The following is a 21,839-nucleotide window of genomic DNA, read 5'->3' as shown; positions in this document are numbered from 1 at the left end:
AGGGCCCGGGGCGCGGGCCGGGCCCGGCTCAGGCCGCCGTGGTGAGGAGCTGGGCTCGGCCGAAGAGGAGGGCGTAGCCGGTCGGCAGCCCCTCGATGATCCGGGTGACGAGGGCCGGGTCCATCAGGGCGGAGACCGCCGTCAGCACGGTGCCCGCGTCCCAGCGGGCGGTGGCCGCAGTGCCGCCGGTCCGCGCTGCCAGGTCGTCCACGAAGCGGACGGCGGGGGCGGGGTGGATGCCGGGGGCCTCGGCGGTGAACACCAGGGCGGCCTCCCTGGGGAGCGCGGCGGCGAACTCGACCCGCTCCTCCCCGGTGACCTGTCGGCCCAGCCCGCCCAGTACGGCGCGCAGGGCCTCCTCGGCCCGCTCCCGGGTGGGGTAGGCACCCTCGTATCTGATCTTCTCCAGCAGCCGGTCGAACGTCATGGCCTTCGGGGCGGCGATGGTCCGGGGCTCAGGAATCATGGCGGCGGAAGCCCTTCTCGTCGTCATGCGGTGTCGGTGGTCTCTGGCTTCTTCTCCGAAAGTGCCGCCGTACACCCCCTGGGGGGTATCAAGGCGGTCACGGGGACTGTGGATGGCCGAAGAGGAGGTCGTACCCCGTCGGCAGTTGCAGCAGGATGCGGCGCAGGAGGTCCTCGCCCGCCGCTTCGGCGGCGACGCTGAGGACGGCTCCCACGTCCCATACGGCGGTCCGTTCGGTGGCGCCCTCGATCCAGGCCGCCGTGGCGCGGACGAAACGCTCCGGCGAGAGCGGTTCGGCGGCCTGGAGCGGATTGAGCAGGATCAGGGCCATGGTCTCGGGGAGCCGGGCGGCCAGTTCGGCCCGCTCCCGGCCCACCAGGTGGGCGCCGAGCAGGGCCAGCACGACGCGTGCGGCGCGCTCGGCCTCGTCCCGGCTCTCGTACGTGCCGCGTTCCTGGACCCGGTCCAGGAACGCCTCCCATCGCAGGGTCACGGTGACCGCTCCCTCGGGTCGTCCCCCCTCGGGGGACGGGGGACGGGCCGGGCAGGGGGATAAGGTCCGGCCCGGCCCCCGTCTCGGAGACGGGCGTACCGGTTCAGCCCTTGATCTGCCTGGTCTGCCTGGTCTGCTTGATCTGCTTGTGCGAGGAGCTCCCGCCCACGGAGATCTTGCGGGGCTTGGCCCGCTCGGCGATCGGGATGCGCAGGGTCAGTACACCCGCGTCGTAGTCGGCGTCGATGCGTTCGGTGTCCAGGGTGTCGGCCAGGACGATCTGCCGGGAGAACACACCCAGCGGGCGCTCGGAGAGCTCCATCTGCACGTTGTCGGTGTCGACGGCCGGGCGGCGCTCGGCCCGGACGGTCAGCATGTTGCGCTCGACGTCGATGTCGATCGCGTCCGGCGAGACACCGGGAAGATCGAACGCCACCACGTACTCCTCGCCCTCGCGGTACGCGTCCATCGGCATCGCCGAGGGCCGCGACCAGGTGCCGGGGCGCAGGATCTGCTCGGTGATCCGGTCGAGTTCGCGGAAGGGGTCGGTACGCATGAGCATTGCGGAAACACCTCCAGTTCGGTCGGGCGGTAGCCCGCGCGTTTCACCTGACACCGTTGTAACATGTCATCCATTCGATGACAAATGAAATGTCACCGAAAGGACGACAGCCACGCAGAAGGAGTCACCGTGCCAGCATCGGAGCAGCCCGATCAGACCCGCCACACCGATCCGGACGCCGTCTCCCTCCTCGCCGCGGCGGCGGCGCTGGGGGCCATCGACGACGCGGTCCGGGGTGCCCGGGCCGCCACGGCGGACCGGCCCGAGGGTTCGGCGGACGGTCCGGACCGGGCTCAGGCGCTGGCCTCGCTCCACCTGCTGCGGGAGGTGCGGGAGCGGCTCGCGGGCTGGGAGACCGGGCTGATCGAGGCCGCCCGTGCGGCGGGGGCGAGCTGGGCCGACCTGGCGGATCCGCTCGGGGTGGCCAGCCGGCAGGCGGCCGAGCGCCGCTATCTGCGGCTGCGGCCGGGCTCACTGGGCTCCACCGGGGAGCAGCGGGTCAAGGCCACCCGGGACCGGCGTGCGGCCGACCGCACCATCACCACCTGGGCCAGGGAGAACGCGGGCGACCTGCGCTCGCTCGCCGGTCAGGTCACCGCCCTGACCGGCCTTCCTACCCCTGCGGAGCCCCCGCTGGACCACTTGCGCCGGGCGCTGGCCGCCGACGACGCCGCGCTCCTCGTCGCCCCGCTCGCGGCGGTCCGGCCCCATCTGCCGCCGGACCAGCACCACCTGGCCGAGCGGATCGACTCGCTGACCCGCCGCACCGGAGAGCTGCGCGAGGACACCGCGGCCCGTCGGCAGAACACCTGAGCGGCGGAGGGCTCCGGAAGCCCTGCGCCGCTCAGCCCCTTACGGCTTGCGGGCCACCAGCCCCCACTGGTCGACCAGCACCGGATCCTCCTCCTCCGGACGCCACAGCGCGATCGACAGGAAGCCCGGCTCGATGATCTCCAGGCCCTCGGCGCAGTCCGTGATCTCCTCCGGCTCCCGGACCAGGTACGGCGGGTTCTCGCCGGAGTCGTACGCCTCCTGCGCGGCCAGCGTCTGCGGCGTCTTCACCGTGTCGCAGAGCACCAGGTAGCTGCCCGAGGGCATCCGGGCCATGTACTGCTGGACGACCCTGATGCCGTCGGCCGGGGTCAGGTGCCCCAGCGTCGACAGCAGCAGCACGGCGACCGGCTCGGAGAGGTCGAGCGTCTTCGCCGCCTCGTCCACCACCGTGTCCGTCTCGGAGAGATCGGCGTCCACATAAGCCGTACGGCCCTCGGGGGCGCTGGTCAGCAGGGCGTGTGCGTGGGCGAGGACGATGGGGTCGTTGTCGACGTAGACGATCCGCGCGTCGGGCGTGATGCCCTGCGCCACCTCGTGGGTGCTGTTCGCCACCGGCAGGCCGGTGCCCACGTCCAGGAACTGGCGTACGCCCAGCGAGGAGAGGTGCCGGATCGCCCGGGCCTGGAACGCGCGGGAGGCCCGGGCGATGTCGACCATCTGCGGGTAGGCGGCGCTCACCGCGTCGGCCAGCTCGCGGTCCACCGGGTAGTGGTCCTTGCCGCCCAGCCAGGCGTTCCACACCCTCGCCGAGTGCGGGACATCGGAGCGGATCCTGCGGCGGAACTCGACGTCGTCGACGCTCATGTCTCTCCTCCACTCACTGTCCGTCCAAGGCCCGTCGACCGTATAACCACCGGTGAGAGCCCTGAGCTGACCGTACATCGCCATTCCGTTCCCCGCCGGTCCCGACTCCGCTTCAGACGGCGTCCGGGTCCAGTCCGGTGAGGCGCGCCGACTCCTCCCACAGCGCCCGCGCCATGACCATGTCCCGCGCCCGGGCGGAGGTACGGGCCTCGGCCGGGGCTCCCCTGGTCTCGCCCAGACACCCGGGGCCGTAGTACGAGCCGCCGGGCGCGGCCGGCAGGGTCGCCGCGTACAGCGTGGGCAGGGCCCCGGCGGAGGCGGGCTGGGTGTACAGCCGCGAGGCCCGCTCCAGCCTGGCCGCCCACCTCCGGCCGGACAGCTTCGGGCCCGCCTGCCCCAGCTCCGTGGCGGCGAGGCCGGGGTGGGCGGCCAGGGCGGTGAGGTCCCGGCCCGAGGCCCGGGCCCGCCGGTCCAGTTCCGCGGTGAAGAGCAGGTTGGCGAGCTTGGACTGCGCGTAGGCGCCCCACTTGCTGTACCCACGTTCGGCGTTGAGGTTCTCGAGGTCGATGCGGCCGATCCGGTGGCCCAGCGAGGAGAGGGTCACCACCCGGGCCGGTCCGTTCACACCGAGCACCGGCAGCAGCCGGAGGGTCAGCGCGAAGTGGCCGAGATGGTTGGTGCCGAACTGCATCTCGAAGCCGTCCGCCGTACGCAGGGGCGGCAGGGCCATCACCCCGGCGTTGTTCACCAGGAGGTCGAGACGGCCGTCCACCTCCTTCGCGAGGGCGTCGGCCGCCTCGGCCACCGAGCCCAGATCCGCCAGGTCCAGCCGGACGAGCCGGGCATCCGAACGCGGCGCGGCACGGCGCACGGCCTCCAGCGCGCGCCGCCCACGCTCGGCGTCCCGGCAGGCGAGGACGGTACGGGCACCGGAGCGGGCCAGGGCGAGTGCGGTGACCGCCCCGATGCCGCTGTTGGCGCCGGTGACCACGGCGGTCCTGCCGGAGAGGTCGGGCATGTCGTGGAGTTTCCAGGAGCTCATACCCCCACACCTCCCCGGCGGGGGCCGGGTCACACGCCGGTCAGGCGAACCGGCCCGCCTCATGGCCGCCCGCGGGCTGCCGAACGATGACGTTCGACCGCGGACCGTGCCCGTGGTCGGACTGCCGAACACGTTCAGTCGGGCGTTCATCTTTCGGCTCCTTCGCCGTCGTCGGTCACTACACTCTTATGACGGATCGCCCCCCTCGGATGTGACACGTGCTCCCGCCACAGGCACTGCGATTCACCCCCTTGGCCTAATCGAGCCCGCGACCGGACGAGTTGTGCCTACAGTTCCCCTGGGTGTCGGCAACTCGGGCTGTACGGGGGCATGGTGGGCGGTTCCGGAGCTACTCAACTGGTGTTCGTCCATGGGATCGGCGGGCTGCGGGACGCGGCGGGGCAGCGACGCGAGTGGCTCGTCGCCCTGGCCGAGGGGGCCCGCGCGGCCGGACACGCCGACGTGGTGTCCGGGCTGACGCAGGGCTGGCTCGCGGAGACCCGGTTCGCCGATTACAGCGACCTGTTCACCGACACCGACGTCCAAGGCACCGAAGCGTTCGATGAGCCGGAGGACCAGGAGGACGCGGAGTTCATGACCGCGTTCGTACGGGCTCTGATCGACGAGGTCGACCGGCAGGCCCGGGAACGCGACGACCGGCGGACAGCGGCGGTGGCCGAGGACGCCCTCGCCCAGTTGCCCGGCACCGGCACCGGCGAGGAGGACGACCAGGAGCAGGGTGTCGGCGAGCCGTTCCGCGTACTGGGTCAGGTCCTGACGACGCTGCTTCAAGCACCGGGGCTGCGCGGGAGCGCACAGTGGGCCAGCGGCCTTCCGCTCCTGAGCCATCTCTCCCAGGTCGGTCGCTATCTGCGCAGACGGGAGGCGGACAGCGGCAGGCGCACCCTGGACGCCCGGATCCGCGACCGGGTACTGAGGGGAACAGACCCCGACCGGCCGCTGATCGTGGTGAGCCACTCGCTGGGCACTGTGGTCGCCTTCGAGGCGCTGAGCGGCTACGAGGGACGGGTCCCGCTACTGGTGACGCTCGGCTCCCCGCTGGCGACGGGCGCGGCAGTGCTCCAGCGGCTTGAGCCTCAGCCACCCCGTACCCCGGCCCGGGTGGAGCGGTGGCTGAACTTCTGGGACCGCGACGACATCGTAGTGGGCCGCCCCCGCCTGGAGCAGTGGATGCTGCCCAACGCCTCGGGCGTCGTCCCCGTGACCGCGCGGGTGGACTCCGACGGGCTGTGGGTCCACACGGCCACGAAGTATCTGCGGCATGCGGCCGTCGCCGGGCCGCTGGTCGAAGCACTCAAGAAGTGACCGACAGGCAACGCCGCCATGTACTGGTCGTCGGTGCGCAGTGCCGGTCGATGGCCACGCTGACCCGGCTGGAGGAGGCGGCCCGGGAGCTGCACACCGTACTGACCGACCCGGCACGCGGCGGGTGCGCGCACCGCACGGGCGAGCGGGGGTCGCTCCTGGTCGGGGCAGAGCTGACCCCGGAGGACGTGCGCGAGGCCCTGCGCGAGGCGGTACGGCAGGCTCGGGCGGACAACTCCGTGCTGGTGGTGGCGCTGCTCGGCCACGGGTTCACACCGCCGCAGCAGAGCGATCTGTACTACATGGTCGCCGGGTCCACGACCGACAGCGGGATGTCGGCACTGAACGTGGGGCAGTTGCTCACGGAGGCCGTCGACGAGCCGGGCGTGGACGGAGTGATCGCCCTCATCGACACCTGTCACGCGACCGGTGCGATGCCGGACGCCCGCCGGATCGCGGGCGGGGTCAAAGCAGGGCGCACCCGGCTCTCCGTCGTCACCGCCGCCGCGGCCGATCAGACGGCGCGCGGGATGCGCCTGTCCTTCGCGCTGGCCGACGTGTTGCGGGACGGCATCGCCGGGGCCGGGCCCGCCGTGTACGCGGACTCCCGGCTCACCGACGCGCTGCGCGAGCGGATCATGGGCCAGGCCGTCGGACGGTTCGAGTACGACAACGACCCGTTCGCCGCGGAGGGCATGTGGCTGGCCCGTAACGTCCACTCGGCCCCCAGCACGGCGGGCGGGGTGGTGGGGCCGCTGGGCCGGCAGGACCTGGAGGAGGCCGTCTCGATGTGGCGGGGGGACGGCCTGCGGCTGCCCACGCCCCTCACCCTCGCCGGCTTCGGTGAGCTGGACACCTTCACCCGGGAGAGGGAGGTGGACGGGAGCGCCGATCCACGCTGGCACGACAGGGTCCGCCATGTGGTGGCCACGCTCCTGCGGTGCGCCGGGACGGTCGAACTCCTCAACACCGTGCTGGCGTCCGTGCTGACCAGCGATCTCCTGCGCGAGGCACGCCGACTGTCCGGCCTGCCCGCCGAGGCGGAAGGGACCGAGCTGCTGCGCGGGCTGGTCGAGTACGCGGCCCTGCGCGCGGTGGGCGCCGACGAACCGCTGTGGAAGGCGTCCGCGCGGTTCCTCGCCGCCCTCGCCCAGGTGTCCGGGTCCGACGACGTGGCGACCCGGCTGCGCAAGTGGGCGCGGGAACTCGGTGCGGTCACCGAGTTCAACGACGCCCTGACCGAGTTCACCCGTAGGCGGCAGGAGGGGGAGCTGCGTCTGGTGGTCAGTCTGGCGGGGGCGCTCACGGACTGGCCCGAGGAGGTGGACGCCTGGCTGGTGGGGACCGGCGAACCCCTGCCCGTGCACCGGCGCTTCGCGTGCGCCTCGCCCGACCGCGCCGGGACGGGCAAGGCGATCGGTACGGCCCTGACCTGGGCGCGCGCCCTGCTCCCCGCCCCGGCCACCCTCGTCAACGTGGATGTCGCCGCCCCTGCCCACCTGCTGGCCCGTTGGCAGCCGGAGGAGTCGAAGGTCGGCCTCCGGCTCCTCGGGGTCAACCACGACGTCGTCGTACGGTGGAGCGGGCGCATGGACCCGGCCGACGAGAGCGCCGAGATGAACGACGCCGCCCGCAAGGCCCTGCGGTCCATGGCCGCCTGTGCCACCGTGCCGGTGGAGTGGATCGGCGCCGCCGCGCTGGGCGACCACGAGGCGCTCGAGCTGGGGCTCAGCACCGGCCGATACGACACCGTCGTCGGCCTCGATCACCACCCCGACGCCCTGCAGGACGTTCTCGAACAGCTGCTGCCCTACGCCCCGATCATCCTGTGGCCCCGCCAGGACGCCCGGCCGTCCGACGATGGGCTGGCAGGCCTGGTGCGGCAGCACTGGCAGAGCCTGCCCCACGGTCTTCCCGACGCCTACCGCAACCGGTGGAGCGAGCAGCACGCCGGATGCGTGACCTGCCTGGGGGACGTACGCGCGATCTGGCACGACGAAGCATGGCTGGAATTCTGCCGGCCCTTCGAACAACGCGTCGTGTCCGGCCCTGAGGAGGAGTGGTGACCTGGAAGCCCTACTACCGTGGTGACGGCGAGCAGCGGGAGACCGCGCTGGCGGATCCGCCGCCGTGGCGGACGTTCCCGCGCAAGCCGCAGCACCGCGAGTACCGGCCGCCGCCCGGCCTCGTCGACGCGGTGAACGCGGCCCTGCATCTGCGGCGCCCGCTGCTCGTCAGCGGCCCGGCGGGGTCCGGGAAGTCCTCCGTGATCGAGCAGGTGGCCCATGAGCTGAAGCTCGACACCGTGCTGCGCTGGCACATCACCTCACGCAGCTCGCTGGCCGAGGCCCTGTACCGCTACGACGCGCTCGGCCGCATCCACGCCCAGAGCCTGCGCTCGGCCATGCCCCAAGGAGCGGTGGGACGGGCGGGCCGCCCCGGGCGGCCGGGGCGCGGTCGCAGCCGGGACGAGATCGGCCCTTTCCTCCAACTCGGCCCCCTGGGAACGGCGTTGATCCCGTCGGAACAGCCGCGCGCGCTGCTCATCGACGAGATCGACAAGAGCGACCTGGACCTGCCCAGCGATCTGCTGGAGGTACTGGAACGCGGCGAGTTCGTGATTCCGGAACTCGTCCGGTACCGCAAGCCCCGGGTGGCGGTCCGTCTGTGGGACAGCGACGACAAGGAGCACATCGTCGAGAACGGGCGGGTGCAGTGCACGCAGTTCCCCTTCATCCTGCTGACCAGCAACGGGGAGCGCGACTTCTCACCGGCCTTTCTGCGGCGCTGCATCCGCTACGCCATGCCTCCGCTCACCGCCGACCTGCTGCACAACATCGTCGAGGCCCATTTCGACGCGACGCCGGAGGGGAGCGACGAGCTGGTCCGGCTGTTCGCCGAGCGGGTCGGGGCGGGCGAGCACCTGGCCATCGACCAGTTGCTGAACGCGGTGGCGCTGCTGCTCGGCGAACAGGCCCTGGGTGGCGCCCAGTACGAGGAGCTGCGCGAGCTGGTCCTGCGGGAACTCTCCCGTGCCTGAGGAGGCAATGGCCGCCGATGCGGCGCGGGGTGGGCGGGCGCGGGCCGACCAGGACTCCCGCGTACCCGGCGACGCGCTGCCCCGGCTCCTGCGGGCGCTCAGCCGAACGCCGCCGGGGCGGCGTGGTGGGGCGGACGCCCGTACCCTCGCCGACGCGCTCTGGCTGGCGGCCTCCGGCGTCCTCGGCGAGGGCGCCCCACCGGCGTTCCGGCCGTCCTGCGGAACGCCCGAGGAACCGGAGCCCGAGGCGTCGGCGCGGTCCGGGACCGACGTGCCGTCAGGGCCGGACCCCGTGGCCGCCACGGCGACCACGAGCACCACACTGTCCGTCCGCCGGTCCGCGTCGGGGACGACGGTACGCGGGGTACCGCTCTCCCTGGGGCGGGCCGACCCGCTGCCGGACGCCCTCGCCGTCGGCCGGGCAATCCAGCCGTTCCGGCGGCCGTGGCTGCGGGGCGGCCGCAGTGAACTGGACGTCGAGGCCACGGTGGAGCACTACGCGCGCGGAGGGCCGCTGGTGCCGTTGTTCCGCCCGGCTCCGGAGCCCTGGTTCGAGGTGGTGGTGCTCGTCGACGTCTCGCTGTCCATGAGCGTGTGGGAGGAGACCACCCGTGCGGTGACCCGGCTCCTGACCGCCCTGGGTGGGTTCCGCGCGGTCCACACCTGGCGCCTGGAGTGGCAGGGGGCGGAACCGTTCGTACGGGACCACCACGGCCGCGAGGTCCCCGGCGACCGGGTCCCCCACCACGGCAGCGGGGCCCTGGGGCGACGCCTGGTCCTGGTCTTCTCCGACTGCGCGGCCCGAGGCTGGCACACCCCGGCCCCCTGGCTCCTGCTCCGCGACTGGGCGCACCGGGTCCCCGTGGCCCTGGTCGACCCGCTCCCCCCGCCCCTTTGGCGCCGCTCGGCCCTGAACCTCCCCGCCGTACAGGTCACGGGCGGCCGGGTGGCCGCCCACAACGGCACGTTGCGCTTCGCCCTGCCCCGACGGTTGGGCACGGAGGCAGGACAGGCATCCGCCGGGCCGTGGACCGCGCTGCCGGTCGTCTCGTGCACGCCTCATCTCCTGGGCGCCTGGGCCGCTACGTTGATGCGCTCCGACCCTGCGGGGTGCGGGGCCGTCCTCATCCCGGCCACCGGCCGCCTCCTGCCCCGTACCCGCGAGAACAAGGCACCGGCCCGTCGGCCGGACCCCGCACGGCTGGCCGAAGCCTTCGCCCACACGGCACCGGCCCCCGCCGTACGCCTCGCGGTCCTCTGCTCCGGCCTCCCCGACCTCCCGCTCCCTCTGCTGCACGTACTGCACCACGAGGTGGTCCCCGAAGCCTCGCCCTCCGACCTGGCCGAGGTCCTGACCAGTGGCCTGTTCACCGTACGGCGCGAGGCCGGCAGCGACCCGGTGCTGGTGTTCCGCCCCGCCGCCCGGCAGTACCTGCGCACTCACCTCACCACGCACGACGAGTGGCGCACCCGGGCGGCGTTCGGCCGCCACGCGGCCGCCCACCCGAACGCTCCGCACGGCATCGCGGCCGTGCTGCACAACCCGAGGGCGGAGACGGAACTCCCGGCGCAGGGGGAACCGTTCGCGGAGGTGGCGGGGCTGCCCATCAGCGAGGCCCCGGGCCCACCTCGCCCGACCGAGCCCCCCGCCTCCCCCGCCGCAGCGGGACCGGTCACCGCTGTCGACGGAACGTCACCCGTCATCCACCGGGCGGTGGGCCAACTACGGTCCGCCCTCGGCACCTCCGTATCAGGCCGCACCCTCGAAGAAGTCGAGCAGCTGCTGCGGCTCCTGATCGACTACGCCCACTCCAGGCTGCCCGCCCCTGCCGGGAGGTGGCCGGGCACGCACACAGCCTTCGACGACCTCCGTACGGCCGAGGGCCGCGTCAGGGCCGCCGATGTGGCCGACGACCTACGCCGGTTCCTCGCCCGCCACGGCATCCCCCTGCGCAGTTCCGCCGACCGGCAGGACCCGGCCGTACAGAACCTGGTCATGTTGGCCGCCGACGGCCCCATGGGCATCCAGATCTACGCGCCGTTCGTGCTCTCGTGGTCGGCGCTGGCCTCCGCCGCGCGGTCGACAGGCGAGCGCGTCGCGGCCTATACCTGTCCCGTCGAGGTCCTCGTCTTCCTCGATGAGACGGACCGGGAGGACGGTTTCCTCGACCTCGACCAGTGTGTGACGCTGGCCGAGTGGCAGGGCGACCGCCAAGGGGTGACCGTGCATCTCCGCGTGCAAACCCGCTACAGCAGGCCGCTCTCCCGCAGCCAGGCCGCCTTCACGGGGGATCTGCGCGCGCTCTACGTCCGCGCCGGCAGCCCATCGCTCGCGGAGCTGGTCCGGGAGGCCGACGCGGAGACTCCTCCGGTCGACCTGTCGAGCGCCACACTGCGCAGCTGGCTGGACGGTCGGAGCGCCCCGACCGAGGCCCCGGCCTTCGACTGGCTGGCGCGCCATCTCCTGGCGCGGGCCGACCTCGGGCACTCCCTCTCCGGCCCGACACCGCCGGACGACCTCACCCCCCTGCGACTCGGCCACCCGTTCCACTCATCCGAGTCGAGCGTCCGGGAGGTGGACCGGAGGGCACTCTTCGACAGAGACCACCATCAGCTCCTTCTCAGCGCTGTGCGGGACTGCGCCACCGGGACCAGCCACATGGTGTCGCTCGTCGGGCCCGACGGCTCGGGGAAGACTCTGGCGACCCTGAACGCGACGCTTGAGCTGCCGAAAGGCTGGTGGACGTGGACACCCGACGAGGACGCCGATCCGGCCGCCGTACTCGACGACCCCTCGAAGATCGCTCCCCACACGGTGATCCTGCTGGACCCCGGGGAGCGCTACCTCATGAACCGGTCGGGGAATCTGTCGGGCGAACGCTTCGCGGCCGCGCTGAGGAGGCGCCTGAGCGAGACCGGCACCGGGCCCGTCCTCGTACTGGCGACTCTGCTGCCCGAGACATGGAGTCTGCTGACATCCGCCCCGGGCCCGGACGGGACCATCCCTCATCCGGCGGCCCGCGCCCTGTGCGAGGAGGGCGTGGTCATCCCTTGCGGGGCCACGGTGAACCACCGGTCGGAATCGGCCGAGGAGGCCCTCGTGGCCGCCGCGGTCGACGCCCGCCGCTACGGTCACGGACCGACGATGCCCGCCCAGTTGCTCGCCGATGCCGCCCGCGGCTACCTGGCCGACCCCACATCGCGGCCCTGGCCTGAGGGCGTCTCCGCCGACGTCCTCATGGGGATGGGCCTGCGTCGGCTGCCACGGGCAGCGAACGACGCCGGGGTCCCCGAATCCGTACCGACGTACTACCGGCTCTCGGAGGACATGGAGCGGCGCGCGACGGACTCGTCCCCGCACGCCCCTCCCCCGGACACTCTGTGGGACGCCCTGGCCACGCATGCCTCCGGTCCCGACCTGGGCCAGATCGCTCGGACCGCGCACGGCCTCGGCCATCCCCGGCAAGCCGAACGCTTCCGTGCGCTCGCCCGGTCCGACCTGGCAGGGCGCGGATCACTCGCCCGCCGGGAGAAGCAGGCCCGCACGCTGCGTTCACGCCTTCGATGGCCCGGCCTCACCGAAGCGGACCTGCTGCACACCGCCGAGGAAGCACTCGCCTGGCTGCGGGCCGACGACCACACCGACAGCGCCCAGCACGTCCTCAGCGGCCTGTTGTCGCGCACCGAACTGCCCATGTCGCGCAACGGACTGCCCCGCGAGGTGAAGGCCGAGGCGGTCAGGCACGCGCTGGACTGGCTGATGGCGCACGGGGGCGCCCCGTACGCGCGGTTCGTCCTGGAGCCACTCCTGAAGATCGACACGCTGCCCCAGCGGCAGGCGCTCCAAGCCGTGGACCACACCCTGGTGTGGCTCCGGCGCCACGAGAACCTCGATTCGGCGCAGGTCGTCCTGCGCCCCGCACTGCTGCGCGATGATCTGACACAGGCACAGGCCGCCGATGTGACGGACGCGGCTCTCGGCTGGCTGGAGCAGCACAGCAACCAGGACTCGGACGCCTACGTGCTGAGCGCCGCACTGGGAAGAGGCGACCTGCCCCCGGAACCACGGACCCGGATCGTGGCCTTCGGTCTCACCTGGCTGCGGAAGGCCCGCGACCGCACCCCGGCCAGGCTCGTCCTGCGTACGCTGCTGAAACGCACCGACCTCACACCGGAAGAAGCGCACCTCACGACGGCCCTCGCGCTGGACTGGTTGCGGGCCCACGGAGCCGAGGCCTCGGCCCAAGACGTCCTGCACACGCTGCTGGAGCGCAGCGACCTCGGGCCGGAGCTGCGGGCGGAAGCGCTGGCGGCGGGTGAGGAGCGGAGTCGTACGCGTCCGCCGGGTGAGCGGCCCGGCGCGGGTCTCACAGGAGTTTTCGGGAGACGCCGCACCGAGGAGGAGGCAGTACAGGAGCGTATCGTCCTGGTCGCGGACATCGTGGGCGAGTCCGGCATGAGCCGGATGGAGCAGGCGGACCTGGTCTCCGCGCTGCCCGGCGTCCTGTCCCGGGTGCTGGAGCGCCACGAGAGGCTGCTCTGGGAGAGTGAGTTCTCGGGGGACGGTATGACGGTCGTCCTCACTCCGGACGGGGTACGGCGCACGCCTCTGGTACCGGAACTCTTGAGAGACCTGGAAGCCGAGCTGCACGACCATGCCGTCGTCGGAGGGCTGCGGCTGCGGGTCGCCCTGCACTGCGGTGCGGTCGTCAAGGACCGACGGGGGTGGCAGGGGAAACCGGTCATGGTCGCCCAGCGGCTCGTCGAGTCCGCAGTGCTGCGCACCGCTCTGCGCGAAGCCCCCCGGTCGCCCTTGGCCGCGGTGGTGTCCGACAGCCTCTTCGGCAGCGTCCACTTCGGGCGGGAGCACCCGCTGGCCGAGCGGTTCCGTCCGGTGTACGCCGCCGTCAAGGAGCGCACGGAGAAAGCGTGGATCTCCGTCGCCGGCTACGAGGAGCCGCCCGGCATCGCGCTATGGACCGCGCCACGGCCCGATGGGGAGGCCGGGAACATGCCTCCCGGCCGGCCCCGGTAGGCCACCGGCCGAGGTCGGTCAGGCCTCCCCCGACGTCCGCCGGAACCAGGCCGGCCCCTCCGTCAGCGCCTGCTTGATCCGGAAGAGGGCGAACTCGGCGAGCGGCGGAAGGCCGTCCAGCGGGAACCAGCCCACCTCCAGCGACTCGTCGTCGTTGACGCGGGCCTCGCCGCCGGTGGCCCGGCAGCGGAAGGTGAGGTCGAGGTACTGGCAGCGGTCACCGTTGGCGTACTGCACGGGCTTCAGCGCCTGGGTGAGCACCAGCCGCTCCGCCACGCAGTGCACCCCGGTCTCCTCCAGCACCTCGCGCTCCGCCGTCAGCGCGGGCTCCTCCCCCGGCTCGGAGATGCCGCCGATGACCGACCACTTCCCGGTGTCCGCGCGCCGCCCCAGCAGCACCTGCCCCTCGTCGTCGAAGACGATGGCGGTCACTCCGGGCAGCAGGAGGAGCTGGTGTCCGGCGGTGGCGCGGATGGTGCGGATGAAGTCGGGAGTCGCCATGGGTCCGAGCCTACGTCGCCGGATTCCGGTCTACTTCGCGGTGCCCCGCTCCTTCCGGGCCCGTACCGCCGACACGCCCGCCCAGCCCAGGCCCGCCACGGCCAGCAGGGCGATGACGCCCTCCGGCAGCGGGCCCATCCGGGTGGCCGGGGTGAGCGAGGAGCGCAGCGGGACCTCGGCGACCAGTGCGTCGGGGGTGAACATGCCGCTCCGGTCGGCGATCGTGCCGTCGGGCCGGATCACGGCGCTGACCCCGCTGGTGACGGGGACGACGACGGCCCGGCCGTGCTCGACGGCCCGCACCTGGGACATGGCCAGCTGCTGGTAGGTCATCTCGCTGCGGCCGAAGGTGGCGTTGTTGCTCGGTACGGCGATCATCTGGCCGCCGTGCAGCACGGTGTCGCGGGCGGCGTCGTCGAAGGCGGCCTCGTAACAGGTCACGAGCCCCACCTTCGTACCGGCGAGGTCGAAGACGCCCACCTTCGTGCCGGGGACGAACTCCCGCTGCACCCGGTCCACGTCCTTGCTGAAGACGCGGGCGATCGAGCGCATCGGCATGTACTCGCCGAACGGCTGGATGTGCCGCTTGTCGTAGGTGTTGACGGGGCCCTGCTCGGGGTCCCACTCGATCAGCGTGTTGCGCAGGCTGTCCGAGCCCTTCTCGACGACCGAGCCGACGACGGTGGGCACGCCGATCGCCTTGACCGCGTCGTCGATGACCTGGTGGGCGTCGGCGTTGAGGTACGGGTCGATGTCGGAGGAGTTCTCCGGCCACAGGACGAAGTCGGGCTGCTTCGCCTTCCCCGCCCTGACCTCCTGGGCGAGCTGGGTGGTGCGCCCGGCGTGGTTGTCCAGGACGGCGCGGCGCTGGGCGGCGAAGTCGAGGCCGAGGCGGGGCACGTTGCCCTGGATCGCGGCGACGGTGGCGGTGCCGTCCTCGGCGGAGTCGTCGACCAGCGGGAGCGCGGCGAGGGCGGCCACCACGGGGGCGAGGACGCAGGCGGCGGCTCCGGCGGCCGCGGCGCGGTGCACCTTTCCGGAGGTCCGGTACGTACGGAGGCGGCGCCCGGCCTCGTAGAGCCCGAAGCCGCACAGCACGACGGCGAAGGAGAGGAGCGGGGTGCCGCCCAGCGCGGCGAGCGGCAGGAACGCGCTCTCCGCCTGGCCGAAGGCGATCTTGCCCCAGGGGAAGCCGCCGAACGGGATCCGGGCGCGGACCGCCTCGTCCAGGGTCCAGACGGCGGCCGCCCAGACGGGCCAGTACGCGAGCCGGCTCACGGCGGCGATCCCGAGGCAGCCCACCGCGATGAAGAGCGCCTCGGCGGTGGCCAGCGCGAGCCACGGCACCGGGCCGACGTCCTCACCGGTCCAGCGCAGCAGCGGGAGCATGAAGCCGAGCCCGGACAGCAGGCCGAGACCGAAGGCGGCCCGCAGCCGGCGCCCGTGCAGGACCCAGCCGAGCAGGGCGAAGCCGGGCAGGACGAGCCACCAGAACGGCCGGGGCGGGAAGCTCGCGTAGAGCAGCACCCCGGAGAGGACGGCGGCGGCCGGACGCAGGAGCCGCGGCAGCGGTCCGGCGGTCCGGGGCGTCGGCGCGGGCTGCGGATCGTCGACGGGGGTCATAGTGGCGCTCACCCGGCGGAGTCTACGGTGGGCGGCTGTGCGGCGGGCGCTCCGGCCTGCGGACCGGGCCGCCTCGCCACCCGGGGCCGGACCTGTACGTTCCGTCCTGGGCCGCCTCTGTACGTCCGCCCCGGGCCTGCCTCTACCTCTGCCCGGCCCCGTACGATCCGTCCCGGGCCACCTCCGTACGTCCGCCCCGGGCCCGCCTCTGCCTCTGCGCCTTCCGTCCTGGGCCCGGCCCGGCCCGGTACGTTCCGGACCTCTCCCGCCCCCGGACGTTCAGCCCCGGCCCTCACCCATGCCCCGGTCCCGGTCGGTGGCGGCGGTCAGGTGCAGGCGTTCGCGGATGAACCGTACGGCGGTCTCCGCGTCGTCGACCGTGACGGTGAAGGTGCGGCCGTCGCCGAGGCGGAGGGCCAGGCCCTCGCCCTTGCGTACGACGACGGCGGTGCCCTGTTCGGGGCGCCAGCGGTAGCCCCAGCCGCCCCACTGACGCGGGTTGATCCTGCGGACGTACTCCGCGCCGACCACGTGGGTGAGCAGGATGCGGCGGCGCGGCAGACCGGCGTGGCCGCAGCGGACCTCCAGGGCGTCCCCGTCGACCTTCACGGAGACATGGACGAAGGCGAGCGTCCCGAAGAGGATCAGCAGCCCGGCGGCGACGCAGCCGATGACGGACATCAGCAGCGGGGCGAACCCGGAGGACCAGGGCGAGCCGACGGCGAGCTCGATGCCCAGAGCCATGCAGCCCGCGCCCGCGAGGGCCAGGAGCCACTGCATGCGGTTGGTCGCGCGGCCGGTCCAGACGGTGGACGGTGCCTGCGTCGAGCCGTGGTGCGCGCGCTCGGGGTGGTCCGTCATATTCAGCAGCGTACCCACGTTCCCGCTGCCCGGCCCGGGGTCGGGCGGGGCGCCCGGCGGCTCAGCGGGCGGGTGCGGCGGCCTGGAGGGTGCGGCCCTCGGCGTAGGTCAGGGCGGGGGCCGGGAGGGTGCCGGGGCTGCCGCCGAGCAGGACGGTGAGGGTGCCGGAGGGGGCGGCCGTCGGGACGGGGTCCGCGCCGATGCGGCGGAGCGCCTGGGCGGCCACGGCCCCGGCGGAACCGTGCAGGACGAGCGGGGTCCGGCCGGGCTGCTGGACGGCGGCGCGGATGCGGTCGGCGACCAGCTCGTAGTGGGTGCAGCCGAGGACCACGGACCGTACGCCCGGTGGGGTGAGGGCAGCGGCGGCGGCCACCGCACGGTCGATGCCCGCCTCGTCCCCGTGCTCGATGGCGTCGGCGAGTCCGGGGCACGGGACCTCGGTGACGTCGACGGAACCGGCGAACTCGGCGATCAGCCCGCGCTGGTAGGGGCTGCCGGTGGTGGCCGGGGTGGCCCAGATGGCCACGGGGCCGCCGCCCGCCGCCGCCGGTTTGATGGCGGGGACGGTGCCGATGACCGGCAGCGCGGGCTCCAGCGCGGCGCGGAGCGCGGGCAGGGCGTGGACGGATGCGGTATTGCACGCGACGATCAGGGCGTCCGGCCGGTGGGCGGCGGCGGCGCGGGCCACCGTCAGCGCGCGGGCGGTGATCTCCTCGGGGGTGTGCGGGCCCCAGGGCATCGATCCGGGGTCGGAGGAGATGACGAGTTCGGCGTCGGGCCGCAGTCGGCGAACGGCGGCCGCTGCCGCCAGCAGGCCGATTCCGGAGTCCATGAGCGCGATCTTCACCCGGTCACCCTAGCCGACAGCCCTTGCGGACCGGCCTGGGTGGGGCAGACTGCGGCGAATGAGCGCCGTTGCCTGGATCGCCGTGGGTTCGCTGATCGCGTGGGTGTGGCTGCTGCTGGGGCAGGGGTTCTACTGGCGGACCGACCAGCGGCTCCCCCGGCGTACCGACCCGGTGCGCTGGCCGTCGGTGGCGGTCGTCGTACCGGCCCGGGACGAGGCCGACATGCTGCCGGTGAGCCTGCCCTCGCTGCTGGTCCAGGACTATCCGGGCGAGGCGTGGATCATCCTGGTCGACGACTGTTCCGGCGACGGTACGGGGCGGCTGGCCCGGGAGCTGGCCGACCGGTTCGGCGGGCTGCCGCTGACGGTGGTGGAGCCCGGGGAGCCGGAGCCGGGGTGGACGGGCAAGCTCTGGGCGCTGCGGCACGGCATCGCGCTGGCCCGCCGCCACAAACCGGACTTCCTGCTGCTGACGGACGCGGACATCGCGCACGAGCCGGACAGCCTGCGGGATCTGGTGGCGGCGGCCGGGGACGGGGGGCCGGACGGCTACGACCTGGTGTCGCAGATGGCGCGGCTGCGGGTGGAGAGCTTCTGGGAGCGGCTGGTGGTGCCCGCGTTCGTCTACTTCTTCGGGCAGCTCTACCCGTTCCGCCGGGTGAACCGGGCCCGGTCGCGTACGGCCGCGGCGGCGGGCGGCTGTGTGCTGCTGCGGACGGAGGCGGCCGAGCGGGCACGGATCCCCGAGTCGATCCGGCAGGCGGTGATCGACGACGTGTCGCTGGCGCGGGAGGTGCGGCGCGGCGGCGGCCGGATCTGGCTGGGGCTGGCGGAGCGGGTGGACAGCGTGCGGCCGTATCCGGGGCTGCGGGATCTGTGGCGGATGGTGGCGCGGAGCGCGTACGCGCAGTTGCGGCACAGTCCGCTGTTGCTGGCGGGGACGGTGCCGGGGCTGCTGCTCGTGTACGTGGCTCCGCCCGTGACCCTGGTGGCCGGGCTGGCGACGGGCGACACGGCGGCGGCCTGGGCGGGCGGCGCGGCCTGGGCGGTGATGACGGTGACGTACCTGCCGATGCTGTCCTACTACCGGCAGTCGCTCTGGCTGGGGCCGCTGCTGCCGTTCACCGCGGTGCTGTACCTGCTGATGACGGTGGACTCGGCGGTGCGGCACTACCGGGGGCGGGGCGCGGCCTGGAAGGGCCGTACGTACGCCCGGCCCGGTCCGGACACCACACCCGAGGCCGCGCCCGACCGGTGACACCACGCGGAAGCGGGCGCCGGGTCCGGCCGGGCGGCGGCGGGGCAGATGCGGACAGCGGACAGCAGGCAGCGGATAACGGGCGGCGGATAACGGGCGGCTCACTTGCGGCCGGGGGTCCAGTTCATGCCCCAGCCGTAGGCCGCGTCGATGGTGCGCTGCGGGCTGACGCCCCGGTCCGGGACGAGGTAGCGGGCCTCGCGCTGCACGGTGAGGTCGCCGCCGTTGTTGGTGATCAGTGCGAGCGCGCAGACCGTGGAGGGCACGGTGCATTCGTCGAGGGAGAAGTCGATCGCCGCGCCGTTCTGCGGCTGGAGGGTGACCGTGGCATGGAGATCGGCGAAACTCCGGGCGCCTTCATAGATGGTGACGAAGATCAGTACGCGGCGGAGCAGGTCCTTGCGGTCGAGGTTGACGGTCATGTTCTCACCGGTGGAGAGCGCGCCGGTACGGTCGTCGCCGTCGAGATGGATGAACGGCGGCTGATGGAGAGCACCGAAGGCGTTTCCGAGTGCTTGCACAACTCCCTTGCGGCCATCGGTGAGTTCGTACAGCGCGCAGAGATCGAGATCAAGATCTCCGTGCATCGCGACGGCCCGGCCGAGTTTCGCTCCCCAGCCCTTGAACTGCTTGCGCACTTCCCAGTTGAGATTGACGCGCAGTGCGCCGGAGGTGCCGCCCTGCTTGGCGAGGGAGACGGACGGGGCCTCCTTCGTCAGCGTCACCTTGGACAGCCGTACGGGCTGGGTGACGGGCGGCGCGACGGGCGGGGCCGGAGCCACGGGGGGTGCGGGAGGCACCGGGGCCGCCGGAGGCACGGGTGCCGGGGCGGCGGGCCACGACGGCGTGGGCGCGGCGGCCTGCTGCGGTTCGTCGACGGAGATGCCGAAGTCCGTGGCCAGCCCTTCGAGCCCGGTGCTGTACCCCTGCCCGACCGCGCGGAACTTCCAGGCGCCCTGGCGCCGGTAGAGCTCACCGAGGATGAACGCGGTCTCGACCGTGGCGTCCGTGGAGTCGAAGCGGGCGAGCTCGGTGCCGCCCGCCGCGTCCACGACCCGTACGTACAGCCCGTTCACCCGGCCGAAGCTGCCGCCGTCGGCCGAGGCGGCGACGACGATGCGGTCGATGGCCGGCTCGACCTTGCCGAAGTCGACGGTGAGGGTGTCGGTGACGCCGTCACCGGCGGTCCGCTTGCCCTCGTGGCGGACGGCGCCGGACGCGTGGGTCGGCTGGTTGTAGAAGACGAAGTCGGCGTCGCTGCGGACCTTCCCCGACACCAGCAGGAGCGCGGAGCCGTCGACGTCAGGGGCGCCCGCGGCGGCCCGCCACCCCAGTTCGACGCGCACGGTGCCCGCAGGCACCGGAACGTTGGTTCCTTTTTGCATGGTCATGCTCGCCCCCATCACGAGTCCGGCTGCCCTCAGGCATTTCCCCCAACCTAATCCCCGGCCCCGCGGCAGTGTGCCGCGCCCTCGCGGAGAGGTCCCGGCGATCCGTCGGTAACACCCCGCGAACTCGGCTTTTACACGATCACCGGCCGTCGGCGCGCCCTATTTTCCCAAGTTCGCTCGCATTGGGGATTGCGGTTCACTCACATCGCGGAAAACAACCCTCTTATCGGGCTCCCCAACCAGCACATCGTGGGCTTAACTTAGGTGCCATGACCTCCCCTCGCTCCGCCTTCGGCGGCGGCTACTACGCCGCGTCGTTCCCCGACACTCCGATCTACGACTCCCTGGTCGCGGAGCGGGGCACCCCGCAGATCGCCCCGATCCGCGTCCCGGCCGCGTACGACACCTCCAGCAGCTATCTGCCGGCCCTGCCGTCGGCGCTGCCGGCCCTCCCCGCGGCCCCCTCGCAGCCCACCGGCTCCTACGGCTATCCGCAGCAGCAGCCGATGCCGCAGTACCAGCAGGCCCCCGCGCAGCAGGTGCCGATGTACCCGGCGGGGCTCCAGAGCGCCCCGGCGCCGTACATCCCGCAGCAGCCCTCGGCGGTCCGCGGATACGGGCAGCAGCCCCAGCCGCAGCGCCCCGCTCCCGCCACCGGGTACGAGTCGATGCGCCCGGCCTCGCCGCGGCCCGCCCCGGCGCCGTCGCCGTACGAGGACCCGTACAACCGCCCGTACCAGAGCCGGGGGTACTGACCGGCCTGCCCGGCACAGTCCGTACGGCGGCAGGAGCCGGAGTCACGGCGGTACGAGCCGGAGTACGGGCCGGGCGGCGGTCACACACGGGTACGGCGGGGGGCCGGGAAAAAATCCGTGCGTATGTGTCCGGGGTGGCTGGCAGGATGTCCGCATGTCGCTTCCCGTGCTCCGGTCCGTCCACCTCTACCCGGTCAAATCGCTGGCAGCCCACGCATCCGACGAGGTTGCCGTCGAGCCATGGGGACTCGACGGCGACCGCCGCTGGATGCTGGTGGACAAGGCCTCGCGGGCGATCACACAGCGTCAGCAGCCGTTCATGGCGCGGATCTCCGCGGAGCTGCTGCCGGGCGGCGGGGTCGCCCTCTCCGCTCCGGGCCATCCGCCGCTGCGGGTCGAGGTGCCGGGGTCCGGGAGCCTGATCGATGTGGAGCTGCACCGGGACACGGTCACGGTGGCGGAGGCGGGGGCCGAGGCGCACGCCTGGTTCAGCGAGGTCCTCGGTTCGGAGACCCGGCTCGTCCATCTCGACGACCCGGCGCGCCGCAGACACGTCGACCCCGAGTTCGCGCGCCCCGGGGACATGGTCTCCTTCGCCGACGGCTATCCGCTGCTGCTCACCACCACGGCCTCGCTCGACGCCCTGAACGCCCTGGTCGCGGCGGGCGACCGGCCGCACGAGGGCCCGCTGCCGATGGACCGCTTCCGGCCGAACGTCGTGGTGGACGGCGTCGGGGCGTGGGCCGAGGACGGCTGGCGGCGCATCGCCATCGGCGAGGTGCCGTTCTCCGTGGTGAAGCCCTGCGGCCGCTGCGTGATCACCACCACCGACCAGCGGACCGCCGAGCGCGGCAAGGAGCCGCTGGCCACCCTGGCCCGCCACCGCCGGGTCGGCAACCAGCTGCTCTTCGGCCAGAATCTGATTCCGGACGGACCGGGGATCATCCGGGTCGGGGACCCCGTCAAGATCCTCGACTGAGGACGGCGTACGGGCCGGGGGA

The 21,839-nt window shown here is 73.1% G+C and carries 18 protein-coding genes; 8 read left to right on the top strand and 10 right to left on the bottom strand.

Features of this window, described 5'->3' with window-relative positions:
* Positions 1 to 28 precede the first annotated feature (28 nt).
* The 3 genes from ACFW9Z_RS14640 to ACFW9Z_RS14630 form a co-directional block, all read right to left on the bottom strand.
* Complete coding sequence (locus ACFW9Z_RS14640) at positions 29 to 466, bottom strand: DUF2267 domain-containing protein (RefSeq protein WP_384640004.1); 438 nt, start codon at positions 464 to 466, stop codon at positions 29 to 31.
* 97 nt (positions 467 to 563) lie between these two features.
* Entirely contained in the window at positions 564 to 959 is a 396-nt protein-coding gene (locus tag ACFW9Z_RS14635) for a DUF2267 domain-containing protein (RefSeq protein WP_384639598.1), read from the bottom strand.
* Between the two features lie 103 nt (positions 960 to 1,062).
* Positions 1,063 to 1,521 (bottom strand): Hsp20/alpha crystallin family protein, encoded by a 459-nt coding sequence (locus ACFW9Z_RS14630; protein WP_384639595.1) that lies wholly within the window; start codon positions 1,519 to 1,521, stop codon positions 1,063 to 1,065.
* Positions 1,522 to 1,650: 129 nt separating this feature from the next.
* Between ACFW9Z_RS14630 and ACFW9Z_RS14625 the strand changes: the two genes are divergently transcribed.
* Positions 1,651 to 2,334 (top strand): HSP18 transcriptional regulator, encoded by a 684-nt coding sequence (locus ACFW9Z_RS14625; RefSeq protein WP_384639592.1) that lies wholly within the window; start codon positions 1,651 to 1,653, stop codon positions 2,332 to 2,334.
* A gap of 39 nt (positions 2,335 to 2,373) precedes the next feature.
* On the opposite strand, the gene ACFW9Z_RS14620 is transcribed toward ACFW9Z_RS14625, so the two are convergent.
* On the bottom strand, positions 2,374 to 3,159 hold the full coding sequence (locus tag ACFW9Z_RS14620; protein ID WP_384639589.1) for an SAM-dependent methyltransferase: 786 nt from the start codon (positions 3,157 to 3,159) through the stop codon (positions 2,374 to 2,376).
* Positions 3,160 to 3,271: 112 nt separating this feature from the next.
* Positions 3,272 to 4,201 (bottom strand): oxidoreductase, encoded by a 930-nt coding sequence (locus tag ACFW9Z_RS14615; RefSeq protein WP_384639587.1) that lies wholly within the window; start codon positions 4,199 to 4,201, stop codon positions 3,272 to 3,274.
* Between the two features lie 330 nt (positions 4,202 to 4,531).
* Between ACFW9Z_RS14615 and ACFW9Z_RS14610 the strand changes: the two genes are divergently transcribed.
* Genes ACFW9Z_RS14610 through ACFW9Z_RS14595 form a run of 4 tightly spaced genes read left to right on the top strand, consistent with a single transcriptional unit; the run spans position 4,532 to position 13,602 of the window.
* Positions 4,532 to 5,527 (top strand): hypothetical protein, encoded by a 996-nt coding sequence (locus tag ACFW9Z_RS14610; protein WP_384639584.1) that lies wholly within the window; start codon positions 4,532 to 4,534, stop codon positions 5,525 to 5,527.
* On the top strand, positions 5,524 to 7,593 hold the full coding sequence (locus ACFW9Z_RS14605; protein WP_384639581.1) for a hypothetical protein: 2,070 nt from the start codon (positions 5,524 to 5,526) through the stop codon (positions 7,591 to 7,593). The genes ACFW9Z_RS14610 and ACFW9Z_RS14605 overlap by 4 nt, the downstream gene beginning before the upstream one ends.
* Complete coding sequence (locus ACFW9Z_RS14600) at positions 7,590 to 8,567, top strand: AAA family ATPase (RefSeq protein ID WP_384639579.1); 978 nt, start codon at positions 7,590 to 7,592, stop codon at positions 8,565 to 8,567. Before ACFW9Z_RS14605 ends, ACFW9Z_RS14600 begins: the two co-directional genes overlap by 4 nt.
* Complete coding sequence (locus ACFW9Z_RS14595) at positions 8,560 to 13,602, top strand: SAV_2336 N-terminal domain-related protein (RefSeq protein WP_384639577.1); 5,043 nt, start codon at positions 8,560 to 8,562, stop codon at positions 13,600 to 13,602. The genes ACFW9Z_RS14600 and ACFW9Z_RS14595 overlap by 8 nt, the downstream gene beginning before the upstream one ends.
* Positions 13,603 to 13,620: 18 nt before the next feature.
* Here ACFW9Z_RS14595 and ACFW9Z_RS14590 read toward each other — a convergent pair whose 3' ends face one another.
* From ACFW9Z_RS14590 to ACFW9Z_RS14575, 4 genes are all read right to left on the bottom strand, one after another.
* Positions 13,621 to 14,103 carry an NUDIX domain-containing protein gene (locus ACFW9Z_RS14590; protein WP_384639574.1) on the bottom strand — a complete coding sequence of 161 codons (483 nt, stop codon included), beginning with the start codon at positions 14,101 to 14,103 and terminating at the stop codon, positions 13,621 to 13,623.
* Between the two features lie 30 nt (positions 14,104 to 14,133).
* A complete protein-coding gene (lnt, locus tag ACFW9Z_RS14585) occupies positions 14,134 to 15,726 on the bottom strand; it encodes an apolipoprotein N-acyltransferase (RefSeq protein WP_384640001.1) in 1,593 nt (530 codons plus the stop codon).
* Positions 15,727 to 16,005: 279 nt separating this feature from the next.
* Positions 16,006 to 16,587, bottom strand: coding sequence for a hypothetical protein (locus tag ACFW9Z_RS14580; protein WP_384639571.1), 582 nt, complete (start codon positions 16,585 to 16,587; stop codon positions 16,006 to 16,008).
* Positions 16,588 to 16,648: 61 nt separating this feature from the next.
* On the bottom strand, positions 16,649 to 17,434 hold the full coding sequence (locus ACFW9Z_RS14575; RefSeq protein ID WP_384639568.1) for a glutamate racemase: 786 nt from the start codon (positions 17,432 to 17,434) through the stop codon (positions 16,649 to 16,651).
* A gap of 58 nt (positions 17,435 to 17,492) precedes the next feature.
* On the opposite strand from ACFW9Z_RS14575, the gene ACFW9Z_RS14570 reads away from it, so the two are divergent.
* Entirely contained in the window at positions 17,493 to 18,692 is a 1,200-nt protein-coding gene (locus tag ACFW9Z_RS14570) for a glycosyltransferase (protein ID WP_384639565.1), read from the top strand.
* Positions 18,693 to 18,793: 101 nt separating this feature from the next.
* Here ACFW9Z_RS14570 and ACFW9Z_RS14565 read toward each other — a convergent pair whose 3' ends face one another.
* Entirely contained in the window at positions 18,794 to 20,095 is a 1,302-nt protein-coding gene (locus tag ACFW9Z_RS14565; protein ID WP_384639562.1) for a TerD family protein, read from the bottom strand.
* Between the two features lie 257 nt (positions 20,096 to 20,352).
* On the opposite strand from ACFW9Z_RS14565, the gene ACFW9Z_RS14560 reads away from it, so the two are divergent.
* Positions 20,353 to 20,838 (top strand): DUF6643 family protein, encoded by a 486-nt coding sequence (locus tag ACFW9Z_RS14560; protein ID WP_384639559.1) that lies wholly within the window; start codon positions 20,353 to 20,355, stop codon positions 20,836 to 20,838.
* A 154-nt stretch (positions 20,839 to 20,992) separates the two neighbouring features.
* Positions 20,993 to 21,817, top strand: a complete 825-nt coding sequence (locus ACFW9Z_RS14555; protein ID WP_384639556.1) for an MOSC domain-containing protein — start codon at positions 20,993 to 20,995, stop codon at positions 21,815 to 21,817.
* Positions 21,818 to 21,839: the final 22 nt, after the last annotated feature.

Origin of the sequence: Streptomyces sp. NPDC059452 (genome assembly GCF_042750035.1) — a bacterium.
Taxonomy (GTDB): Bacteria; Actinomycetota; Actinomycetes; order Streptomycetales; family Streptomycetaceae; genus Streptomyces.
This window is presented reverse-complemented; position numbering and strand designations above follow the sequence as displayed.

What these genes read in the sequence shown, in the direction of transcription:
- ACFW9Z_RS14640 (WP_384640004.1), bottom strand. Translation starts at nt 466, where the DNA reads ATGATTCCTGAGCCCCGGACCATCGCCGCCCCGAAGGCCATGACGTTC.
- ACFW9Z_RS14630 (WP_384639595.1), bottom strand. Translation starts at nt 1,521, where the DNA reads ATGCTCATGCGTACCGACCCCTTCCGCGAACTCGACCGGATCACCGAG.
- ACFW9Z_RS14620 (WP_384639589.1), bottom strand. Translation starts at nt 3,159, where the DNA reads ATGAGCGTCGACGACGTCGAGTTCCGCCGCAGGATCCGCTCCGATGTC.
- ACFW9Z_RS14615 (WP_384639587.1), bottom strand. Translation starts at nt 4,201, where the DNA reads ATGAGCTCCTGGAAACTCCACGACATGCCCGACCTCTCCGGCAGGACC.
- ACFW9Z_RS14610 (WP_384639584.1), top strand. Translation starts at nt 4,532, where the DNA reads ATGGTGGGCGGTTCCGGAGCTACTCAACTGGTGTTCGTCCATGGGATC.
- ACFW9Z_RS14590 (WP_384639574.1), bottom strand. Translation starts at nt 14,103, where the DNA reads ATGGCGACTCCCGACTTCATCCGCACCATCCGCGCCACCGCCGGACAC.
- lnt (WP_384640001.1), bottom strand. Translation starts at nt 15,726, where the DNA reads ATGACCCCCGTCGACGATCCGCAGCCCGCGCCGACGCCCCGGACCGCC.
- ACFW9Z_RS14580 (WP_384639571.1), bottom strand. Translation starts at nt 16,587, where the DNA reads ATGACGGACCACCCCGAGCGCGCGCACCACGGCTCGACGCAGGCACCG.
- ACFW9Z_RS14570 (WP_384639565.1), top strand. Translation starts at nt 17,493, where the DNA reads ATGAGCGCCGTTGCCTGGATCGCCGTGGGTTCGCTGATCGCGTGGGTG.
- ACFW9Z_RS14565 (WP_384639562.1), bottom strand. Translation starts at nt 20,095, where the DNA reads ATGGGGGCGAGCATGACCATGCAAAAAGGAACCAACGTTCCGGTGCCT.
- ACFW9Z_RS14560 (WP_384639559.1), top strand. Translation starts at nt 20,353, where the DNA reads ATGACCTCCCCTCGCTCCGCCTTCGGCGGCGGCTACTACGCCGCGTCG.
- ACFW9Z_RS14555 (WP_384639556.1), top strand. Translation starts at nt 20,993, where the DNA reads ATGTCGCTTCCCGTGCTCCGGTCCGTCCACCTCTACCCGGTCAAATCG.